The sequence below is a fragment of the Streptomyces sp. NBC_00503 genome, assembly GCF_036346895.1.
Classification (GTDB): Bacteria; Actinomycetota; Actinomycetes; order Streptomycetales; family Streptomycetaceae; genus Streptomyces.
Window position 1 is genome coordinate 530389 of sequence record NZ_CP107855.1, and the last position, 16761, is coordinate 547149.

General features: G+C 72.6%; 14 protein-coding genes. 6 read left to right on the forward strand and 8 right to left on the reverse strand.

Annotated elements, in window-relative coordinates:
• Positions 1–22: 22 nt before the first annotated feature.
• Positions 23–1270, forward strand: a complete 1248-nt coding sequence (locus OG490_RS02545; RefSeq protein ID WP_330294621.1) for a cytochrome P450 — start codon at positions 23–25, stop codon at positions 1268–1270.
• 15 nt (positions 1271–1285) lie between these two features.
• On the opposite strand, the gene OG490_RS02550 is transcribed toward OG490_RS02545, so the two are convergent.
• Positions 1286–1837: a GNAT family N-acetyltransferase gene (locus OG490_RS02550; RefSeq protein WP_330294622.1), complete on the reverse strand. Its 552-nt coding sequence runs from the start codon at positions 1835–1837 to the stop codon at positions 1286–1288.
• A gap of 47 nt (positions 1838–1884) precedes the next feature.
• Between OG490_RS02550 and OG490_RS02555 the strand changes: the two genes are divergently transcribed.
• The gene (locus OG490_RS02555; RefSeq protein WP_330294623.1) at positions 1885–2478 is read left to right on the forward strand and encodes a TetR/AcrR family transcriptional regulator; all 594 of its coding nucleotides are present in this window, start codon (positions 1885–1887) and stop codon (positions 2476–2478) included.
• A 21-nt stretch (positions 2479–2499) separates the two neighbouring features.
• A complete protein-coding gene (locus OG490_RS02560; protein WP_330294624.1) occupies positions 2500–2907 on the forward strand; it encodes a DUF4440 domain-containing protein in 408 nt (135 codons plus the stop codon).
• A 30-nt stretch (positions 2908–2937) separates the two neighbouring features.
• On the opposite strand, the gene OG490_RS02565 is transcribed toward OG490_RS02560, so the two are convergent.
• Positions 2938–3864: a DMT family transporter gene (locus tag OG490_RS02565; RefSeq protein WP_330294625.1), complete on the reverse strand. Its 927-nt coding sequence runs from the start codon at positions 3862–3864 to the stop codon at positions 2938–2940.
• Positions 3865–3978: 114 nt separating this feature from the next.
• The gene (locus tag OG490_RS02570) at positions 3979–4713 is read right to left on the reverse strand and encodes an ArsR/SmtB family transcription factor (RefSeq protein WP_330294626.1); all 735 of its coding nucleotides are present in this window, start codon (positions 4711–4713) and stop codon (positions 3979–3981) included.
• Between the two features lie 247 nt (positions 4714–4960).
• Between OG490_RS02570 and OG490_RS02575 the strand changes: the two genes are divergently transcribed.
• Both OG490_RS02575 and OG490_RS02580 read left to right on the forward strand, forming a co-directional pair.
• Positions 4961–8866 (forward strand): Pls/PosA family non-ribosomal peptide synthetase, encoded by a 3906-nt coding sequence (locus OG490_RS02575; RefSeq protein WP_330294627.1) that lies wholly within the window; start codon positions 4961–4963, stop codon positions 8864–8866.
• Positions 8867–8920: 54 nt separating this feature from the next.
• Positions 8921–10321 carry a M1 family metallopeptidase gene (locus OG490_RS02580; RefSeq protein WP_330294628.1) on the forward strand — a complete coding sequence of 467 codons (1401 nt, stop codon included), beginning with the start codon at positions 8921–8923 and terminating at the stop codon, positions 10319–10321.
• Here OG490_RS02580 and OG490_RS02585 read toward each other — a convergent pair.
• Together OG490_RS02585 and OG490_RS02590 are read right to left on the reverse strand one after the other, a co-directional pair.
• On the reverse strand, positions 10318–10905 hold the full coding sequence (locus OG490_RS02585; protein WP_330294629.1) for a TIGR03086 family metal-binding protein: 588 nt from the start codon (positions 10903–10905) through the stop codon (positions 10318–10320). The genes OG490_RS02580 and OG490_RS02585 overlap by 4 nt on opposite strands.
• A 125-nt stretch (positions 10906–11030) precedes the next feature.
• Positions 11031–11555: a lamin tail domain-containing protein gene (locus OG490_RS02590; RefSeq protein ID WP_330294630.1), complete on the reverse strand. Its 525-nt coding sequence runs from the start codon at positions 11553–11555 to the stop codon at positions 11031–11033.
• Positions 11556–11787: 232 nt separating this feature from the next.
• On the opposite strand from OG490_RS02590, the gene pelF reads away from it, so the two are divergent.
• Positions 11788–13224 carry a GT4 family glycosyltransferase PelF gene (gene pelF, locus OG490_RS02595; RefSeq protein ID WP_330294631.1) on the forward strand — a complete coding sequence of 479 codons (1437 nt, stop codon included), beginning with the start codon at positions 11788–11790 and terminating at the stop codon, positions 13222–13224.
• Here the strand turns inward: pelF and OG490_RS02600 are convergent.
• The 3 genes from OG490_RS02600 to helR all read right to left on the reverse strand — a co-directional run bounded on the left by OG490_RS02600 (position 13221) and on the right by helR (position 16717).
• Positions 13221–14006 carry a pentapeptide repeat-containing protein gene (locus OG490_RS02600; RefSeq protein WP_330294632.1) on the reverse strand — a complete coding sequence of 262 codons (786 nt, stop codon included), beginning with the start codon at positions 14004–14006 and terminating at the stop codon, positions 13221–13223. The genes pelF and OG490_RS02600 overlap by 4 nt on opposite strands.
• Positions 14006–14383 carry a hypothetical protein gene (locus OG490_RS02605; RefSeq protein WP_330294633.1) on the reverse strand — a complete coding sequence of 126 codons (378 nt, stop codon included), beginning with the start codon at positions 14381–14383 and terminating at the stop codon, positions 14006–14008. Before OG490_RS02605 ends, OG490_RS02600 begins: the two co-directional genes overlap by 1 nt.
• A gap of 114 nt (positions 14384–14497) precedes the next feature.
• A complete protein-coding gene (helR, locus tag OG490_RS02610; RefSeq protein ID WP_330294634.1) occupies positions 14498–16717 on the reverse strand; it encodes an RNA polymerase recycling motor ATPase HelR in 2220 nt (739 codons plus the stop codon).
• Positions 16718–16761: the final 44 nt, after the last annotated feature.

The window sequence follows — 16761 nt, forward strand, 5'->3', positions numbered from 1 at the left end:
CGCACGCCCACGGAGGACCCGCATGAGCCACGGCATCCTGAGCCAGATCCTGGACTACTCCAACCGCGCGAACCCGTACCCGCTGTACGAGGAGCTGCGCAAGACCCCCGTCTTCCACGACGGGACCGGGCCGTACGTCGTCAGCGGCTACTTCGACATCCTGAACCTGCTGCACGACCCGCGACTCAGCTCCGACTCCCGGAACCTGGCCGCGACGGCCGGGGACCCGCTGGCCGAGGGTGGTGACGAGGAGGCCGCGGCGCTGCCGCCGAGCTTCCTGAAGCTGGACCCGCCGGAGCACGACCGGCTGCGCCGCATGGCCAACCGGCCCTTCGGCCCGCCGCATTCACCCCGCCGCGTGGACGGGATGCGCGACGGCCTCGCCTCCATCGTCACCGGGCTGATCGACAACCTCGCCGATACCGGGGCCACCGGGGACATCGACCTGGTCGACCAGTTCGCGTACCCGTTCCCGGTGACGATGATCTGCCAGCTGCTGGGCGTACCGCGCGAGGACGAGGCCAAATTCCACGTCTGGGCCGACACCCTCGCCGCGAGCCTGGACCCCGATCCGGAGTCCGATCCCGCCGAACGGCAGCGCAAGACCCACGACTCCCGGATGGAGCTGGGCATGTACCTGGCCGGGCTGATCGAGGAGCGGCGCAAGAACCCCGGCGACGACATGCTCTCCCAACTGGCCGTGGGACACGGCCCGGACGAGTCCATGTCCACGATGGAACTGCTCAGCACGGCGGCCCTGCTGCTGATCGCCGGCCACGAGACCACGGTCAACCTGATCACCAACGGCATGCTGACGCTGCTGCGCAATCCCGATGTCCTGGGAGAGTTGCGCAAGGAGCCCCGGCTGGCCGTGCCGCTGGTGGAGGAGCTGCTGCGGTTCGAGCCGCCGGTACAGCTGCTGCCGCAGCGCACCCCGCTCGTGGACATCGAGGTCCGCGGGGTCACCATCCCCAAGGGCTCCTCGATGTGGCTGATCCTGGCCTCCGGCAACCGGGACCCCGAGCGCTTCAAGGACCCGGACCGCTTCGACCCGCACCGCAAGGACATCCAGCACCTGGGCCTGGGCAGCGGCATCCACAGCTGCTTCGGCGCACCGCTGGCCCGGCTGGAGGCGCAGCTGGCCCTCAGCGAGCTGGCCCGGCGGCTGGAGAACCCCCGGCTGCTGGAGGACCCGCCGCCCTACCGGCAGAACGCGGTGCTGCGCGGGCCGCGGCACCTGCGGATCGCCTGCGACGGGATCCGCCCCTGAGCACGGCTGCGTTGGTCACCCGCGACGGGTTCGCCATTCTGGGGCCAGGACCGCCCAGACCTGCTTGTCGTGGCGGGTGCCACCGTAGGGCCAGGCCTCGCGCCGTACGCCCTCGATGGTCATGCCGAGCCGTTCGGCCACCGCGGAGCTGCGCTGGTTGTCGGCCCGGCAGTGCCACTCGGCGCGGTGCACGCCGCGGACCTCGAACGCCCAGTCCAGCAGGGCGCGGCAGGCCTCGGCGACCAGGCCGCGGCCCTCGGCCGCCGGTTCCAGCCAGCAGCCGACCTCGCAGGAACCCGCGGCCGCGTTGAAGTCGACGAACATCACTCCGCCGACGAGTACGCCGCCCTGCCAGATGCCGAATATGCGGGCGCCGTCGGCGGCCTGGCGCTCGGCGTAGCGGCCCAGTTGGGCGCGCGCCGCCTCCACCCCGGTGGTGACGAACGCCGCTCCGACCCAGGGCCGGATGTGTTCGCGGGCCCGGTCCATGTGGGCCGCGAACTCCTCGGCGTGCCAGGTTTCGAGGGGACGGAGGCGGGCGTCGTCCCGCAGCGGCAGAGAGAACACGAGGACCCCATTCACACAACAAGTGTTATGACTATTACGGTAGCAGCATGCCACGTACCAAGGGGGACCACGAAGCCCGTCGCCGCGAAGTCTCGGAGGCGGTCTGGCGCGTACTGGCCGCGCACGGTTTCGCCGGCCTGACGCTGCGCGCCGTCGCCACCGAGCTCGGCGCGACCACCGGTCTGCTGACCCACTACTTCCCCGCCAAGCGGGACCTGGTCGCGCACGCCCTCGACCTGCTCGAACAGCGCAGCGCCGCCCGCCCCCGGCGCACCGCCGGCCCGGGCCTGTCGGCCGTACGGGCCGCGCTGCTGGACATCCTGCCGCTGACGGGCCCGGCCACCGACCGCAACCGGATCTGGGTGTCCTCCTGGGACACGGCCCTCTCGGACCCGGGCCTGAGCGAGGACTACGCCGGCAAGTACGGCCGCAGCCGCGACAAGCTGCGCGACCTGGTCGCCGCGGCCCAGGAGGTGGGCGAACTGCCCGCCGGGGATCCGGCGGACCTGGCGGCCGGCGCGCAGTCGTTCGTACTGGGCCTGGTGGTGCAGGCCCTGTTCGACCCGGCGGCGTTCCCGCCCGACCGCCAGACGCAGCTGCTCGAGGACTACCTGGCCGCGCTGACCTCCGGGGCGCACTGAGGGGCGTGTTACGGTCCCGCCATGTCCAAGACCGAGATAGACCAGGTGACCGCCGAGTTCTTCGGCGCCTTCGACAACAGGGGCGGCAAGGCTGCCGACTTGGACCGCCTGCGGCGGCTCGTCCTGCCGGGCGGCGTGATCGCCAGCACCGGGGCGAAGCTCACGGTCTACACCGTGGAGGAGTTCATCGAGCCGCGCGAGCGGTGGCTGAGCGACGGGCGGCTGACCGAGTTCTCCGAGTGGGAGACGAGCGAGCGGACCGATATCGCGGGCGACATCGCGTCGCGGTTCGGGGAGTACCGCAAGGCCGGGATCCTGGACGGCGAACCGTTCGAGGGCGGGGGGACCAAGACCATCCAGTTCGTCCGCACCCCGGAGGGCTGGCGGATCTCGGCCTTCGCCTGGTACGACGCGCCGGATCAGGCCTGATCCAGGCCTGATCCAGGCCCACCGTCCTCGCTACGCCGCGACCGACTCCTCCTTCTCGACCCGCGGCCGGCTCCGGGACACCGCCACCCCGGCCAGGCACAGCACCCCGCCGGCCAGCGTCAGCCAGGCGGGCACCTCGCCCAGGAACACCCAGCTCAGCAGCACCACGACGGCCGGGACCGCGTACGTGGTCGAGCCCAGCTTGCCCACCGGCATCCGGGACAGGGCGTAGCTCCAGGTGATGAAGGCGAGGGCGGTGGGCACCACGCCCAGGTAGACCATGCCGAGGGTGGCGGACAGCGGCGCCGCGGGCAGTTCGCGGGCGAGTTGGCCGATGAACGGCAGGCAGGCCACCGCGCCGGTCAGGCAGCTGAACGCGGTGATCTGCAGGGGCGTCCCGAAGGAGAGCGCCGGCTTCTGCGCGACCACACCGGTCGCGTAGGCCACGGCGGCCAGCAGGCACAGCACCACCCCGAGGATCGAGGTGGAGCCGCCGTCGCCGCCGGAGGAGGACATGGACAGGCCGACGACCACGGCGCCCGCGAAGGAGACGGCCATCCCGGCCAGCAGCCGCGGCGGCAGCGCCTCACCGAGTAGGCGGGCGGCGAGCAGGGCCATCAGGATGGGCCCGATGTTCACGAGCAGGGAGGCCGTGCCCGCGTCGACGAGCCGTTCGCCCCAGTTCAGCGCGACCATGTAGCCGCCGAACCAGACCACTCCGGACACCAGGATGCCGCGCCACGCTCCGCGCGGCGGCGGGCCCTCGCGCCGCACGATCAGCAGGACGACGAGGACCAGCGAGCCGGCCAGCAGCCTGCCGAGGGCCAGGGCCCCGGGCGAGTAGGCGGCTCCGGCGCTGCGGATGGCGACGAAGGCGGAGGCCCAGGCGAGCACCGTGAAGGAGACGGCGCCGACGGTGAGGACACCGGGCGAGAGCAGACTCAGGCGGGACTTCATACGCGCACCCTATCCAGACCACATTTCGGAGTCCACCGAAATATTGACCCCGAAATCTTCGGCGATCCCTTCAGGCCCTTCAGACCCCTCAACCCCTCGAGGCTCTCAGGCCCTTCAGACCCACGCCTCCGGGGTGATCCCCAGCAGCTCCCCGAGGGTCCGCTCCCCCGCCGCGGTCACGATCAGCCCCCGCCCGCCGGCCGGCGGCCGCACCACCCACTCCTCGCCCAGCGCCCGCGCGCACAGCCGGGCCCCGGCCAGGCCGCCCAGGTGGCGCCGCCGCTCGGTCCAGTCCAGGCAGGAGCTCGCCAGCGGCCTGCGCCCCTCCTGGCCGAGGTCGACTCCGGCCCGTCCGCACCAGGCGCGCCCCTCCTCGGTCAGCTGGAACACTCCCTCGGTCCGCAGCAGTCCGCGCTCCTCCATGGCGTCGGTGACCGCCATGCCCAGCCGGCCCGCGAAATGGTCGTAGCAGGTGCGCGCGCCGGCCAGCGGGTCGGGCGCGCAGACCACGGGCGCCGCGTGCGGGGCGTCCCTTCCCGGAATGGCATGGCAGGCCAGTTCGTCGACGAGCCGGGCCGTCGCGGCGTCGGCGATCCGCACATAGCTGTGGCGGCCCTGCCGCTCGGTCACGCAGATGCCCGCGTCGAGGAGCCGGGCCAGGTGGCCGCTGACCGTGGAGGGTGCGACCGAGGTGGCCCGGGCCAGCTCGCCCGCGGTCCAGGCGCGGCCTTCGAGGAGGGTCATGCAGATGGCCGCCCGGGTCTCGTCGGCCAGGGCCGCGGCGAGGGCGGCGAGGCGCGCCGCGGGGGCGGGGGCATCGTTCGGCTTTCGGGCCTGCACGTCGTTCATCCCACCAGAGTGCCGTAAAACTTCGGTGAACACCGAATGGTTGGCCATGCAGGAGTGACCCGGGCGTGACGAGGGCGTGGAGAGTTCCGCTTAGCGTCTCTTCTCCGCCACACGCAAGACTTCGGCGGGAAGATCCTTGGTGGCCCACTAGACTGGCCGGTTGTGTTGGCGCTGGACCGGAACAACCTGGGCAAACCCGGGCTCCACCGGCGACCCGGACGTTTCCGGGAACGAAACGTGAGGGCCGATGGCAGCAACACCTGAGCGCGGTGATTCGACCCTGCTCGACGACGGGGACGTGTACGAGGAGTCCGGCAAGTCCGCCCTGTTCTCCGCGGGGCCGGCCGCCCCGACCCGTACCCTCGTCGACATCTTCGAGGCCTCCGTACGGGAGCACCCCGACGAGCTCGCCCTGGACGACGGCACCGACCGGCTGACCTACCGGGCGCTGGCCGCGGAGGTCGAACGCCGCAGGCGGGTGCTGGGGGCCGCCGGGGTGGGCCTGGGCGACCGGGTCGGCGTACGCGTTCCGTCCGGGACCAACGAGCTGTACGTCGCCATCCTCGCGGTGCTCGCCGCGGGCGCCGCCTATGTGCCCGTGGACGCCGAGGACCCGGACGAGCGGGCCGAGCTGGTCTTCGGCGAAGCCGGGGTACGGGCCGTGCTGGGCGCCGGTCAGCGCGTCGAGGTCACGGGCGCCGCGGAGGTCCCCGTATCCGCCGCCCGGCCCGGCCCCGAGCACGACGCGTGGATCATCTTCACCTCCGGTTCCACCGGCAAGCCCAAGGGCGTCGCCGTCAGCCACCGCAGCGCCGCCGCCTTCGTGGACGCCGAGGCCGCCCTGTTTCTCACCGAGGAGCCCATTGGCCCCGGCGACCGGGTGATGGCCGGGCTGTCCGTGGCCTTCGACGCCTCCTGCGAGGAGATGTGGCTGGCCTGGCGCTACGGCGCCTGCCTCGTGCCCGTCCCCCGCTCCCAGGTGCGCAGCGGCGCCGACCTCGGCCCGTGGCTGGCGGAGCAGGAGATCAGCGTGGTCTCCACGGTCCCGACCCTGGCCGCCCTGTGGGAGTCCGATGACCTGGGCGAGGTCCGGCTGCTGATCTTCGGCGGCGAGGCCTGCCCGCCCGAGCTGACCCAGCGCCTGGTCACCGAAGGCCGCGAGGTCTGGAACACGTACGGCCCCACCGAGGCCACCGTCGTCGCCTGCGCCTCGCTGCTGACCGGCGAGGAGCCGATCCGGATCGGGCTCCCCCTCAACGGCTGGGAGCTGGCCGTCGTGGACGAGTCCGGCGATCCCGTGCCCATGGGCGGCAGCGGCCAGCTGGTCATCGGCGGGGTCGGCCTGGCCCGCTACCTCGATCCCGAGAAGGACGCCGAGAAGTACGCCCCGCTGGAATCCCTCGGCTGGCAGCGCGCCTACCGCAGCGGCGACCTGGTCCGCGCCGAACCGGAGGGGCTGGTCTTCCTCGGCCGCGGCGACGAGCAGATCAAGCTCGGAGGCCGCCGGATCGAGCTGGGCGAGGTGGACGCCGCGCTCCAGGCCCTGCCCGGGGTGGCCGGCGCGGCCGCCGCCGTCCGAACGGCCCGCAGCGGCAACCAGCTGCTCGTCGGCTACCTGGTCACCCAGGAGGGCTGGGACCACAAGGCTGCGGTGGAGCGGCTGCGCGCCGAGCTCCCCGCGGCCCTCGTGCCGCTGCTCGCGCCGGTCGCCGAACTGCCTACCCGCACCTCCGGCAAGGTCGACCGGGGCGCACTGCCCTGGCCGCTGCCCGACCTGGAGACCAGCGGTCCCTCCGAGCAGCTCTACGGGACCGAGGCCTGGCTCGCCGAGCAGTGGAGCGAGACCCTCGGGGTGTCGGTGTCGGGCGCGGCCGACGACTTCTTCGCGATCGGCGGCAGCAGTCTCGCCGCGGCCCAGCTCACCACCCGGCTGCGCACCCGCTACCCGAGCGCGGCCGTGCTCGACATCTACCAGCAGCCCACCCTGCGCAAGCTGGCCCGGCACCTGGAGAAGTCGGCGCAGGACGACGGCACGGCCCGCGAGGTCGCGCCCGTTCCGCTCCGGGCCCAGGTGGTGCAGTCGCTCCTGCTGCTCCCGCTGTACACACTGGTCGGTCTGCGCTGGTCGGTGGCGCTGCTGACGCTGGGCAACGTACTGCACTGGTTCGGGCCCTACCCGTGGGCGCCGACCGCCTCGTGGTGGCTCGTCGCCGCCGGGGCGGCTCTGCTCTTCAGCCCGCCGGGGCGGCTCGCCATCGCGGCCGGCGGTGCGCGGCTGCTGCTGCGCGGGGTGAAGGCCGGACGCCATCCCCGCGGCGGGAGCGTGCACCTGCGGCTGTGGACGGCCGAACGGCTGGCCGAGTACTCGGGTGCGACCTCGCTCACCGGTTCCTGGCTGGAACGTTACGCCCGCGCTCTGGGTGCCAAGGTCGGCCCCGAGGTGGACCTGCACGCGCTGCCCCCGGTGACGGGCATGCTCAAGCTCGGCCGCGGCTGCGCCGTGGAGTCCGAGGTGGACCTCAGCGGGCACTGGCTGGACGGGGACCGCCTCGTCATCGGCCCGGTCAAGGTCGGCGCGGGCGCCGTGGTCGGCACCCGCAGCCTGCTCTTCCCCGGTGCCCGGGTGGGCAAGCGGGCGGAGGTGGCTCCCGGTTCCGCGGTGAGCGGGCAGATTCCGACCGGCCAGCGCTGGGCCGGAGCGCCCGCCGTCAAGCTGGGCAAGGCCAAGCGGAACTGGCCGGGGCACCGGCCGCCGCGCTCGCTCGCCTGGCGCGCCGTGTACGGGGCCACGGGCCTGTGCCTGACGGCCCTGCCGGTGCTCGCCGCCGTGCCCGCCCTGCTCGTGGTGAGCCTGTTCGTGCCCGCCGACGCGGGCCTGGCCGAGGCGCTGCGCGGAGCCCTGCTCGCCGTAGTGCCCGGAGCCCTCGCCTACGGATTCGCGTACGCGCTGCCGCTGCTGGTCTGCGTACGCCTGCTGAGCCTCGGACTGCGGACGGGGGTCCACCCGACGCACGGCCGGATCGGCTGGCAGGCCTGGACGGTCACCCAGCTGATGGACCTGGCGCGGGAGACCCTCTTCCCGCTGTATGCCGGGCTGATCACCCCGGTGTGGCTGCGGCTGCTCGGCATGAAGATCGGCCGGGGCGCGGAGGTGTCCACCGTGCTGGCGCTGCCGAGCCTCACCACGGTCGGCGAGGGCGCGTTCCTCGCCGACGACACCCTGACCGCCCCCTACGAACTGGGCGGCGGCTGGATGCGGATCGGACACTCCGAGATCGGCCGCCGGGCGTTCCTCGGCAACTCCGGCATGACCGCGCCGGGCCGCAGCGTGCCCGACGGGGGGCTGGTGGGCGTCCTGTCCGCCACTCCGAAGAAGGCCAAGAAGGGCAGCTCGTACCTGGGTCTGCCGCCGGTGAAGCTGCCGCGCTCGACCGCGAAGGCCGACCAGAGCCGCACCTACGACCCGCCCGCGCACCTGCTGTGGGCGCGCGGTCTGGTGGAGGTGTGCCGGCTCGTCCCGGTCTTCTGCTCGGCGACGCTGGCCGTACTGACCGTGGCGGCGCTCTGCGCACTGAGCACGCGCAGCGCCCTGGGGGTCTGGGGAACCGCGCTGCTGTCGGGTGCGGTCCTGCTCGTCGCCGGTGCGGCCGCGTGCCTCGTCTCGGTGGCCGCGAAGTGGCTGCTGGTGGGCCGGCACCGGGCGGGCGAGCACCCGCTGTGGAGCGGGTTCGTGTGGCGCAACGAGCTGGCCGACACCTTCGTCGAGGTGCTGGCCGTGCCGTGGCTGGCGGGTTCGGTGCCCGGTACGCCGCTGATGGTGTGGTGGCTGCGCGGGCTCGGCGCCCGGATCGGCCGGGGCGTGTGGTGCGAGAGCTACTGGCTGCCCGAGACCGACCTGGTCACGCTGGGCGACGCGGTCAGCGTGAACCGCGGCTGCGTGTTGCAGACACACCTCTTCCACGACCGGATCTTGAGGACGGATACTGTGGTCCTCCGTGAGGGCTCCACCCTGGGGCCGGGCGGAATCGTCCTGCCCGGAAGCTCGGTCGGGGCCCACAGCACACTGGGTCCCGCCTCTCTCGTGATGGCCGGGGAATCCGTCCCCGCCGACACCCGCTGGCTGGGCAACCCGATCGAGGCGTGGCGGACCTGAGAAGGCCCGCGCACGGTGCAGGACCCGAGTACGGCGCAGGGAGCGGAAGCGGTAATGAACGGCCAGAGCACAGCGGCATCGGACCCGTACTTCCCCGCCAACGGTGACCCCCGTTACCGCGTGCACCGGTACGAACTCGCTCTGGAATACCGTCCCGGCCCCAACCGGCTGGCCGGGACGGCCCGGCTCAGCGCCATCGCCGGGCGGGCTGCGCTCGCCGAGTTCCACCTGAACCTGGCCGAGTTCAAAATAGGCCGTGTCATGGTGGACGGCCGGCGTCCGCACTTCACCCACCGCGGCGGAAAGCTCCGCATCCGGCCGGCCAAGCCGCTGGCCGCGGGAGCCGCCTTCACGGTGGAGGTGCACTGGGTGGGCAATCCCAAGCCGGTCACCAGTCCCTGGGGCGGTCTGGGCTGGGAGGAGCTGACCGACGGCGCTCTGGTGGCCAGCCAGCCGGTCGGCGCGCCCTCCTGGTACCCGTGCAACGACCGGCCCGCCGACAAGGCCTCGTACCAGATCTCGGTGAACACCCCGTCCGCCTACACGGTGGTGGCGGGCGGCCGGCTGCTCACCCGGACGACCAGGGCCTCCACGACCACCTGGGTGTACGAGCAGCCCGCGCCCACCTCCAGCTATCTGGTCGGCCTGTCGATCGGCATGTACCAGACGGTGCTGCTCGGCGACCCGGGACTGGGCGGGGTGACGCAGAGCGCCCACGTGCCGGCGCACCTGCTGCCCCGGTTCTCCCGGGACTTCGCGCGGCAGCCCGCCATGATGAAGCTCTTCGAGGAGCTCTTCGGGCCCTATCCGTTCGGCGAGTACGCGGTGGTCGTCGCCGACGAGGAACTGGACGTCCCGGTGGAGGCCCAGGGGCTCTCCCTGTTCGGCACCAACCACGTGGACGGCGTACGCGGCTCGGAGCGGCTCATCGCCCACGAGCTCGCGCACCAGTGGTTCGGCAACAGCGTGACCATCGCCGACTGGCGGCACATCTGGCTGAACGAGGGTTTCGCGAAGTACGCCGAATGGCTCTGGTCGGAGCGTTCCGGCGGCCGCCGCGCACACGAGCTGGCACTCGCCGCCCACCGGCTGCTGGCCTCGCAGGCGCAGGACCTCGTACTGGCCGACCCGGGCCGCAAGCTCATGTTCGACGACCGCCTGTACCAGCGCGGCGGGCTGGCCGTGCACGCGGTCCGCTGCGCCCTGGGCGACGAGGCGTTCTTCCGGATGCTGCGCGACTGGGCCACCTCGCACCGCCACGGGGTGGTGAGCACCGTGGCCTTCACCGCCCACGTGGCCCGGTACGCGTCCGAGCCGGTGGACGGCCTGCTCTCGGCCTGGCTGTACGAGCCGGCCCTCCCCCCGCTGCCCTCCCCGCCCGCCCGGCTCTCGGTCCCGGCGAAGCCCGGCTACCCGCCCACGAACGGCGAACCCGCGGCCCGGGGGCGCAGCTAGGCGGTCTCTTCCGGATCCTGCCGCGGCGGGACCGTCCGGCCGAGGTGGGCGGCGAGCCGGTCGAGGGCCGGGGCGTCGTCCCCTACGGGCTGCGGGTCGGCGAACCGTCCCGTACGGGACTGGGTGGCGAGCTGGACCCGGGCGAACTCCAGGCTCCGCTCGGCGAGGTCCGAGGGCAGTCCGGCCGGGATGCCGGTGGCCCGGGCGAGGTCCCATCCGTGCGCGAGGAGATCGTAGAGACGGATCTGCAGGCGCTCGGCGCCCGTGGCGCTCCCCATGGGGCTGCGATGGTTCTGCTCGAGGACTCCGGGAGCGGAGAAGGCGGCCAGCAGCGCGGCGCTGGAGGACCGGTAGGCACCGGCGGGATCGTCACCGAGGGGGTCCGCTCCGCGCTCGGGCATCGGGCCGCCCCCGATCATGGCCGCGAACACCAGATCCATGCCGACCAGGTGGGTGACCACCCCGCGCACGTCCCATTGCGTGCACGGCGTCGGCTCCTTCCACTGCTCCGGGCGGATCGAGGCGATCAGGTCGGCGACGGCTGCGGTCGCACGGGCGAGGTCTTCGACGGAAGGAGTAGTCATCGGGGCGAGATTAGGGCCGCACGCGCCGGGCCGACCACCGGTTTTCCCACGCGCCGGGCCCCCGTCCCTGGGAGGGACGGGGGCCCGGCGCATCGGCCCGCGGTGTGCTGCGGGCCGTACGGTGGCTAGCGGCCGCCGTGGCGGGTGCCCTGCTTGTGGCCCTTGTCGTGGCCCTTGGCCTTGCCCCAGCTGCTGCTGTCGAGGATGCGGCCGTGGTCGTTGCGCAGGGTGGCGGAGTCGCGCTGGTCCCAGACCTGGTTCGCCCGGCCCTGATACACGTCGTGGAGGGTGTCCTTGCCCTTGCCCGTGTGAACCTTGACGCTGGAGTGCCCGTCGAGCATCAGGCTGCGGAACCGGTAGCGGTTGCCCTGCTGGTCGGTGAGGGTGTAGCCGCGCAGGTCGACGGTCTTCTTACCGGTGTTCTTCACCTCGACCCACTCGCCGTTCAGGCTTCGGTTGGAGCGGTCGTCGCGGCCGGGGCTGTCGTACTGCACCTTGCTGATCATGATCGTGGAGTGCTTGCCCGTCGTGCCGTGGCCATGGCCGTGGCCGTGCGTGGCGGCGGCGGCCGGCAGGGCGGCGGAGCCCAGGACCGCGGCGGTGGCCACGGCGGTGGCGAGGACGCGACGAGTGGTGCGAGAAGCAGACATGGAGATGTCACCTCAGGGACGTGCGGTTACCCGACTTGCTGCCGGGAACCCACACTCTGGCCCGCCCGCACGGCGTTTTCCAGCAAAACGCCCAAGATTACCAAACGCGGACAAAGCGTCAATATCCTATGATTAACCCCTGGTCCACGCGGTGCGCGGGGCCAACCGGGCGACTCGGAGGCGGTATAACCGTACGGAACGGGGCCGCACTTGAAGGAGGGCCGCGCGCATCATGACCACACCCGGGGTGACGCTCCTCACCCAAGGGGCCTATCCGCACTCCCTCGGGGAACTCGCTCTTCTCTCCGACCAGTTGGTCTGCGGCATGCCCGACATCGAGTTCCGGATCCTCTCCGTGGCCGCGGACGCGCACGAAGCACTGATGTGGGAGTTGCCGCCGAACGTCACGCGCGTCACGGTCGTCCCCACCAGCAGCGCACCTCCGGCCCGGCACTCGCCACGCGGCAGGCGACTGAGCGAACTCCTGTCCCGCTACGAGGACTTCCTGCTGTCCCTGCTGCACATCACCCCACCCGAGCACTTCGCCCACGGCCTCTACGCCCTCACCGAGTACGCCCGGTCCGGCGAACTCTCGCCTGCCCTGCGGACCCGGTCGGCGGCCCGAATCCTGGCCTCGGCATGGCAACGCACCCCCATGGCCGACTCGTTCACCGGGTCGATCCTCAACGGTGCGAGGGATGCGACCGAGTTGCTCGAACGCACCCTGCGCCCCCTCGCCGCGCCCGCGCCCCGGGACGGCATCTCCCACGCCGTCGGCGGCGGACCGGCGGCCCTGCCCGGCCTTGCGGCCCGTCACTTCGAGAACGTGCCCCTGCTCCTCACCGAGTACGGCGGGCATCTCGGCGAGAGCCACCTGGGCCACCGGGCCGCGCGCTACGAGTGGCCCGTGAAGGCCCTGCTGCTCGGGTTCCGCCGGCTGCTGGCCCGGGAGGCGTACGCGAAGGCCGACGTCATCACTCGCGGCGGTCACTACGAGCGGAGCCCGGGAGAGCACGGCCGCACCGTCACCGGCCGCGTGCGCACCATCTACAACGGCATCGATCCGGCCGCCTTCCCCGCATACGTGCCGGAGCCGCGGGTCCCGACCCTCGTCTGGGCCGGACGCATCGACCCGCTGCGGGACCTGGACACCCTGATCCGCTCCTTCGCCCTCGTACGCTCCGAGTTGCCGCAGGCGCGGTTGCGGCTCTTCGGCGCTGTACCGACCGGAGGCGAGCGGTACCACGACCAGTGCCGGGCGCTCGCCGACGGACTGGGCCTGACCGATGCGGTCACCTTCGACGGCAGGGTGGCGGACATCCGGACGGTCTACGCCGCCGGCAGCGTCGTCCTGAACAGCGCCGGCGAGGGAACCCCGTCCCGGCTCATCGAGGCCATGGCCTACGGCCGACCCACCATCTCGACGGCCGTCGGCGGCGTACGGGAGGTCCTCGGCGACGCCGGGCTCGTCGTACCGCCACATGACCCCGAGGCCATGGCGAGCGCCGCACTGGGACTGCTGCGCGATCCCACCCGGCGCGCAGCCCTCGGCCGGGCCGCGCGGCTGCGGGTGATCGAGCGGTTCACGCTGGAGCGCACCGTCGAATCGTTCCGGGGCATCTATCTCTCGCTGGCCCGGACCCGGCAAGACCCCGAAGGTACCGCCTAGGCGGGCACCAGCGGGCCCTGTTCCACCGGCAGTTCGACCTCTTCTCCCCTGACGCGGTACAGCCCCGATTCCAGCGGGTCCGAGTGCTGGGCCACGGTCGCGTGAAGGCGTGGACCGGGCCAGCGGGTGGCGTCGGACCACAGGACGCCGGCCAGGTTCCGCAGCATCAGGCCTTCGGCACCGGACAGGTCCGCGCCACGCAGATCGCAATCGCTCAGATCGGCGTCGGTCAGCACGGCCCCGCGCAGGTCCGCGCCTTCCAGGGTGGCGCTGCGCAGGACCGCGCCGGTCAGACCGGCGCCGGTCAGGGTGGCCCCGGTCAGGTCCGCGCCGCGCAGGTCGGTATGGCTCAAGTCCGCGTCGCTCACATCGGCACGGCGCAGGTCCACGCCGATCAGATCGCTGTAGTGCAGCGTGGCACCGGACAGGTCGGCGCCGCTCAGATCGGCGCTGCGCAGGTCCGCGCCGTTCAGGATGGCGTGGTTCAGGTCCGCGCCGGAGAGACGGGCGCCCAACAGGGTGGTCCCGGTCAGGTCCGAGCGGCCCAGCCGGGCGCCCCTCAGATCGGCGCCGGACAGGTCCCTGTCGGCCAGGTCGGCTCCGCGCAGGGTGCCTTCGGACGCTCCTCGCCCTTCCCGGAGGAAGACTGGGTTCGTGCGGTTCACCGTCGACCACAGCCTGGCGCCCGCGGTGGTCGGCTCAGGGGGCCCGGAGACCGCGAACACCGGGTCGGTCCGGGTGAGGACGGCCCACAACCGGGCCAGGAAGGAATCCGCTCGCATCACGGGCCGTCCCCCCGCACCGGCTGCGGGAGGGCCGACCCGTCCTGGGCGCGGGGCACGGCGAGGGGCTGGCCCTGTTCCGGCGAGTGGCCCGGGATCGCCTGGTTGCGCAGCCTTTCGATGACCCTCGGCGCCGCGATGCCGGCGAGGACCGCCCCGAAGCCGCCCGAGACCTGGCCGGCGGTGCCGAGCACGACGGCGACCCCGATCCCCAGGGCCGTCCGGAGGGCCACCGCCAGGTAGTAGAGGCCCCGCGACGGTCCGCCCCTGATCCTCCAGGGCAACTTCTTCTTCTCCTGCAGGGATTGGACGAGGTCCGCCACCTCGACCAGCAGGGCCCCCAGGGCTCCCCACAGACCGGCCTGCCACCACTCCACCGACGACTCCCCAGCAGGTTGTACGTGGGGCTCATCGTCCCACCTCCGCCCGGGCAGGGGGTCCGCTGTCGCCAGATCTGTGACATCGGGTCCGGCGACGGCGGAGCCGGGCGGTCAGGAGCTGGTGAGGATGACGAGCTGCCGGGTCGCGCGGGTCATCGCGACGTAGCGGTCGACCGCTCCTTCGGTCCCTCCTCCGAACGTCTGCGGGTCGATGAGGACGACCAGGTCGAATTCGAGGCCCTTCGACAACTCCGGTGTCAGTGAACGGACTCGGGGGGTCGACCGGAACGGTTCGGCTCCGCCGTCACGGGTTCCGATGACGCAGGCGGTCCCCTCGGCGTGCTCGGCGAGCCAGCCGTCGAGGATCGCGTCCAGCTCCGCAACGGATCCGTGGACGACGGGAACTCCGCTGCGGCGGATCGAGGTCGGCACGTTGGCGTCGGGGAGCACGGCTCGGATGACCGGCTCCGCTTGCGCCATCACCTCTTCCGGCGTGCGGTAGTTGATGCTCAGGGAGGCCACTTCGATCCGGTCGAGCCCGATCCGCTCCAGCCGTTCCCGCCACGACTCCGTGAACCCGTGCCGGGCCTGGGCGCGGTCCCCGACGATGGTGAAGCTCCGGGACGGGCAGCGCAGCAGCAGCATCTGCCACTGCGCGTCGGTCAGTTCCTGGGCCTCGTCCACGACGATGTGCGCGAACGGGCCTGCGAGCCGGTCCGGCTCGGCGCCGGACGGGGCGGCCGCCTCGTCGATCAGGCTGTCCTGCAGGTCCCGGCCGCGCAGCATCGTCACCGCGCCCTCGCCGTCGTCGTCGGCGTCGAGCAGGTTGTCGATGACGCCTGCCCGGCGTGCGCGCTCGGCGGCGACGGCGGCTTCGTGGCGCCGCTTGCGCCGCGCCGACTCAGGGTCGCCGAGCCGGTGCCGTGCGGCGTCCAGGAGCGGCAGGTCCGACACCGTCCAGGCCTGGGCGTCCTCGCGCTGCAGGGTGCGCACCTCTTCGCGGCTGAGCCAGGGGGCGCACCGGCGCAGGTAGGCAGGGACCGACCACAGGTCTGCCACGAGGTCGGCGGCTTCGAGCATCGGCCAGGCCCGGTTGAGGGTGGTGACCAGGTCCTTGTTCTCCCGCAGCGACCTGCGGAACAGCTGGGGCGGGACCTCGCCGTCGGTCCGCTCCAGCAGGATCGTGACCAGCTCGTCCCAGATCTGTTCGCGCGCCTCGTTGTGCGGGGTGCCCGGTTCGGGCGCTTCGAACGCCTGGGCCCAGTCCTCGGCGCTGAGCGGGATGTCGTCCCAGTGGGTCGACACCGTCATGGCCTCGGTCGGCGGCTCCTCGTACAGACCGACGGCCGCCTCGATCGCCTTCACCAGGTCGGCGGAGGACTTCAACGCGGCCACGTCCGGGTCGGTCTCGACGGCCGCCGTGGCTCCTTCGGCGACGAGGTCCGGCAGGACGCAGGTCTGTACGCCCTCCTCTCCGAGGCTGGGGAGGACGTCGGCGACGTAGGCCAGGTAGGGGCGGTGCGGGCCGACGAACAGCACGCCGCCGCGGCGGTGACCGAGCCTGGGGTCGGAGTAGAGGAGGTAGGCGGAGCGGTGCAGGGCGACGACGGTCTTGCCGGTGCCCGGGCCGCCGTCGACGACGAGGGCGCCACGGGAACCCGCGCGGATGACGGCGTCCTGATCGGCCTGGATGGTGCCGAGGACATCGCGCATGCGGGGCGAGCGGCTGGCGCCCAGGCCCGCGATGAAGGCGGACTGGTCATCGAGCGCGGCGTGCCCTTCGAGCCCCTCGGCTACGAAGACCTCGTCCCAGTAGTCGTTGATCCGGCCGCGGGTCCAGCGGTACCTGCGGCGGCTCACCAGCCCCATGGGGTCGGCGTGGGTCGCGGCGAAGAACGGCTCGGCCGCCGGGGAGCGCCAGTCGATCAGCAGTCGGCGGCCCTGGTCGTCGGTGAGGCCGACGCGTCCGATGTACACGGGCTCGGGGTCGTCCGCGCCGACGATGCGCCCGAGGCACAGGTCCAGCCCGAAGCGGCGCAGGGCGCCGAGGCGACCGGTCAGCCGGTGGATCTCCACGTCCCGGTCCATCGCGCCACGGCCCGCGCCGCCGGGCGCCCTGCGTTCGGCGTCGAGGCGGCCGGACAGTTCGGCGATCGTCTGCGCGAGGGTTTCCGCGATGGCCGCGAAGTGCCGCTCGTCGGCGGAGATCAGCCTCGGGTCGGCCTTGGCCGCGAGGCTCTCGGGAAGATCGAACGCACTGGTGGTCCGGGTCCCGGTCCCGGTCCCGGTTCCGGTCTGGGTCTGGGTCTGGGTCTGGGTCTGGGTGGTCATCTCGCTCAACTCCGAACGCACACGCACTCCGCGAAGCTCTCGTT

Bases quoted from the DNA above. Each gene is read 5' to 3' on its own strand.
- OG490_RS02545 (WP_330294621.1), top strand. From the start codon at position 23: ATGAGCCACGGCATCCTGAGCCAGATCCTGGACTACTCCAACCGCGCG.
- OG490_RS02555 (WP_330294623.1), top strand. From the start codon at position 1,885: ATGCCACGTACCAAGGGGGACCACGAAGCCCGTCGCCGCGAAGTCTCG.
- OG490_RS02560 (WP_330294624.1), top strand. From the start codon at position 2,500: ATGTCCAAGACCGAGATAGACCAGGTGACCGCCGAGTTCTTCGGCGCC.
- OG490_RS02565 (WP_330294625.1), bottom strand. From the start codon at position 3,864: ATGAAGTCCCGCCTGAGTCTGCTCTCGCCCGGTGTCCTCACCGTCGGC.
- OG490_RS02570 (WP_330294626.1), bottom strand. From the start codon at position 4,713: ATGAACGACGTGCAGGCCCGAAAGCCGAACGATGCCCCCGCCCCCGCG.
- OG490_RS02575 (WP_330294627.1), top strand. From the start codon at position 4,961: ATGGCAGCAACACCTGAGCGCGGTGATTCGACCCTGCTCGACGACGGG.
- OG490_RS02580 (WP_330294628.1), top strand. From the start codon at position 8,921: ATGAACGGCCAGAGCACAGCGGCATCGGACCCGTACTTCCCCGCCAAC.
- OG490_RS02585 (WP_330294629.1), bottom strand. From the start codon at position 10,905: ATGACTACTCCTTCCGTCGAAGACCTCGCCCGTGCGACCGCAGCCGTC.
- OG490_RS02590 (WP_330294630.1), bottom strand. From the start codon at position 11,555: ATGTCTGCTTCTCGCACCACTCGTCGCGTCCTCGCCACCGCCGTGGCC.
- pelF (WP_330294631.1), top strand. From the start codon at position 11,788: ATGACCACACCCGGGGTGACGCTCCTCACCCAAGGGGCCTATCCGCAC.
- OG490_RS02600 (WP_330294632.1), bottom strand. From the start codon at position 14,006: ATGCGAGCGGATTCCTTCCTGGCCCGGTTGTGGGCCGTCCTCACCCGG.
- helR (WP_330294634.1), bottom strand. From the start codon at position 16,717: ATGACCACCCAGACCCAGACCCAGACCCAGACCCAGACCGGAACCGGG.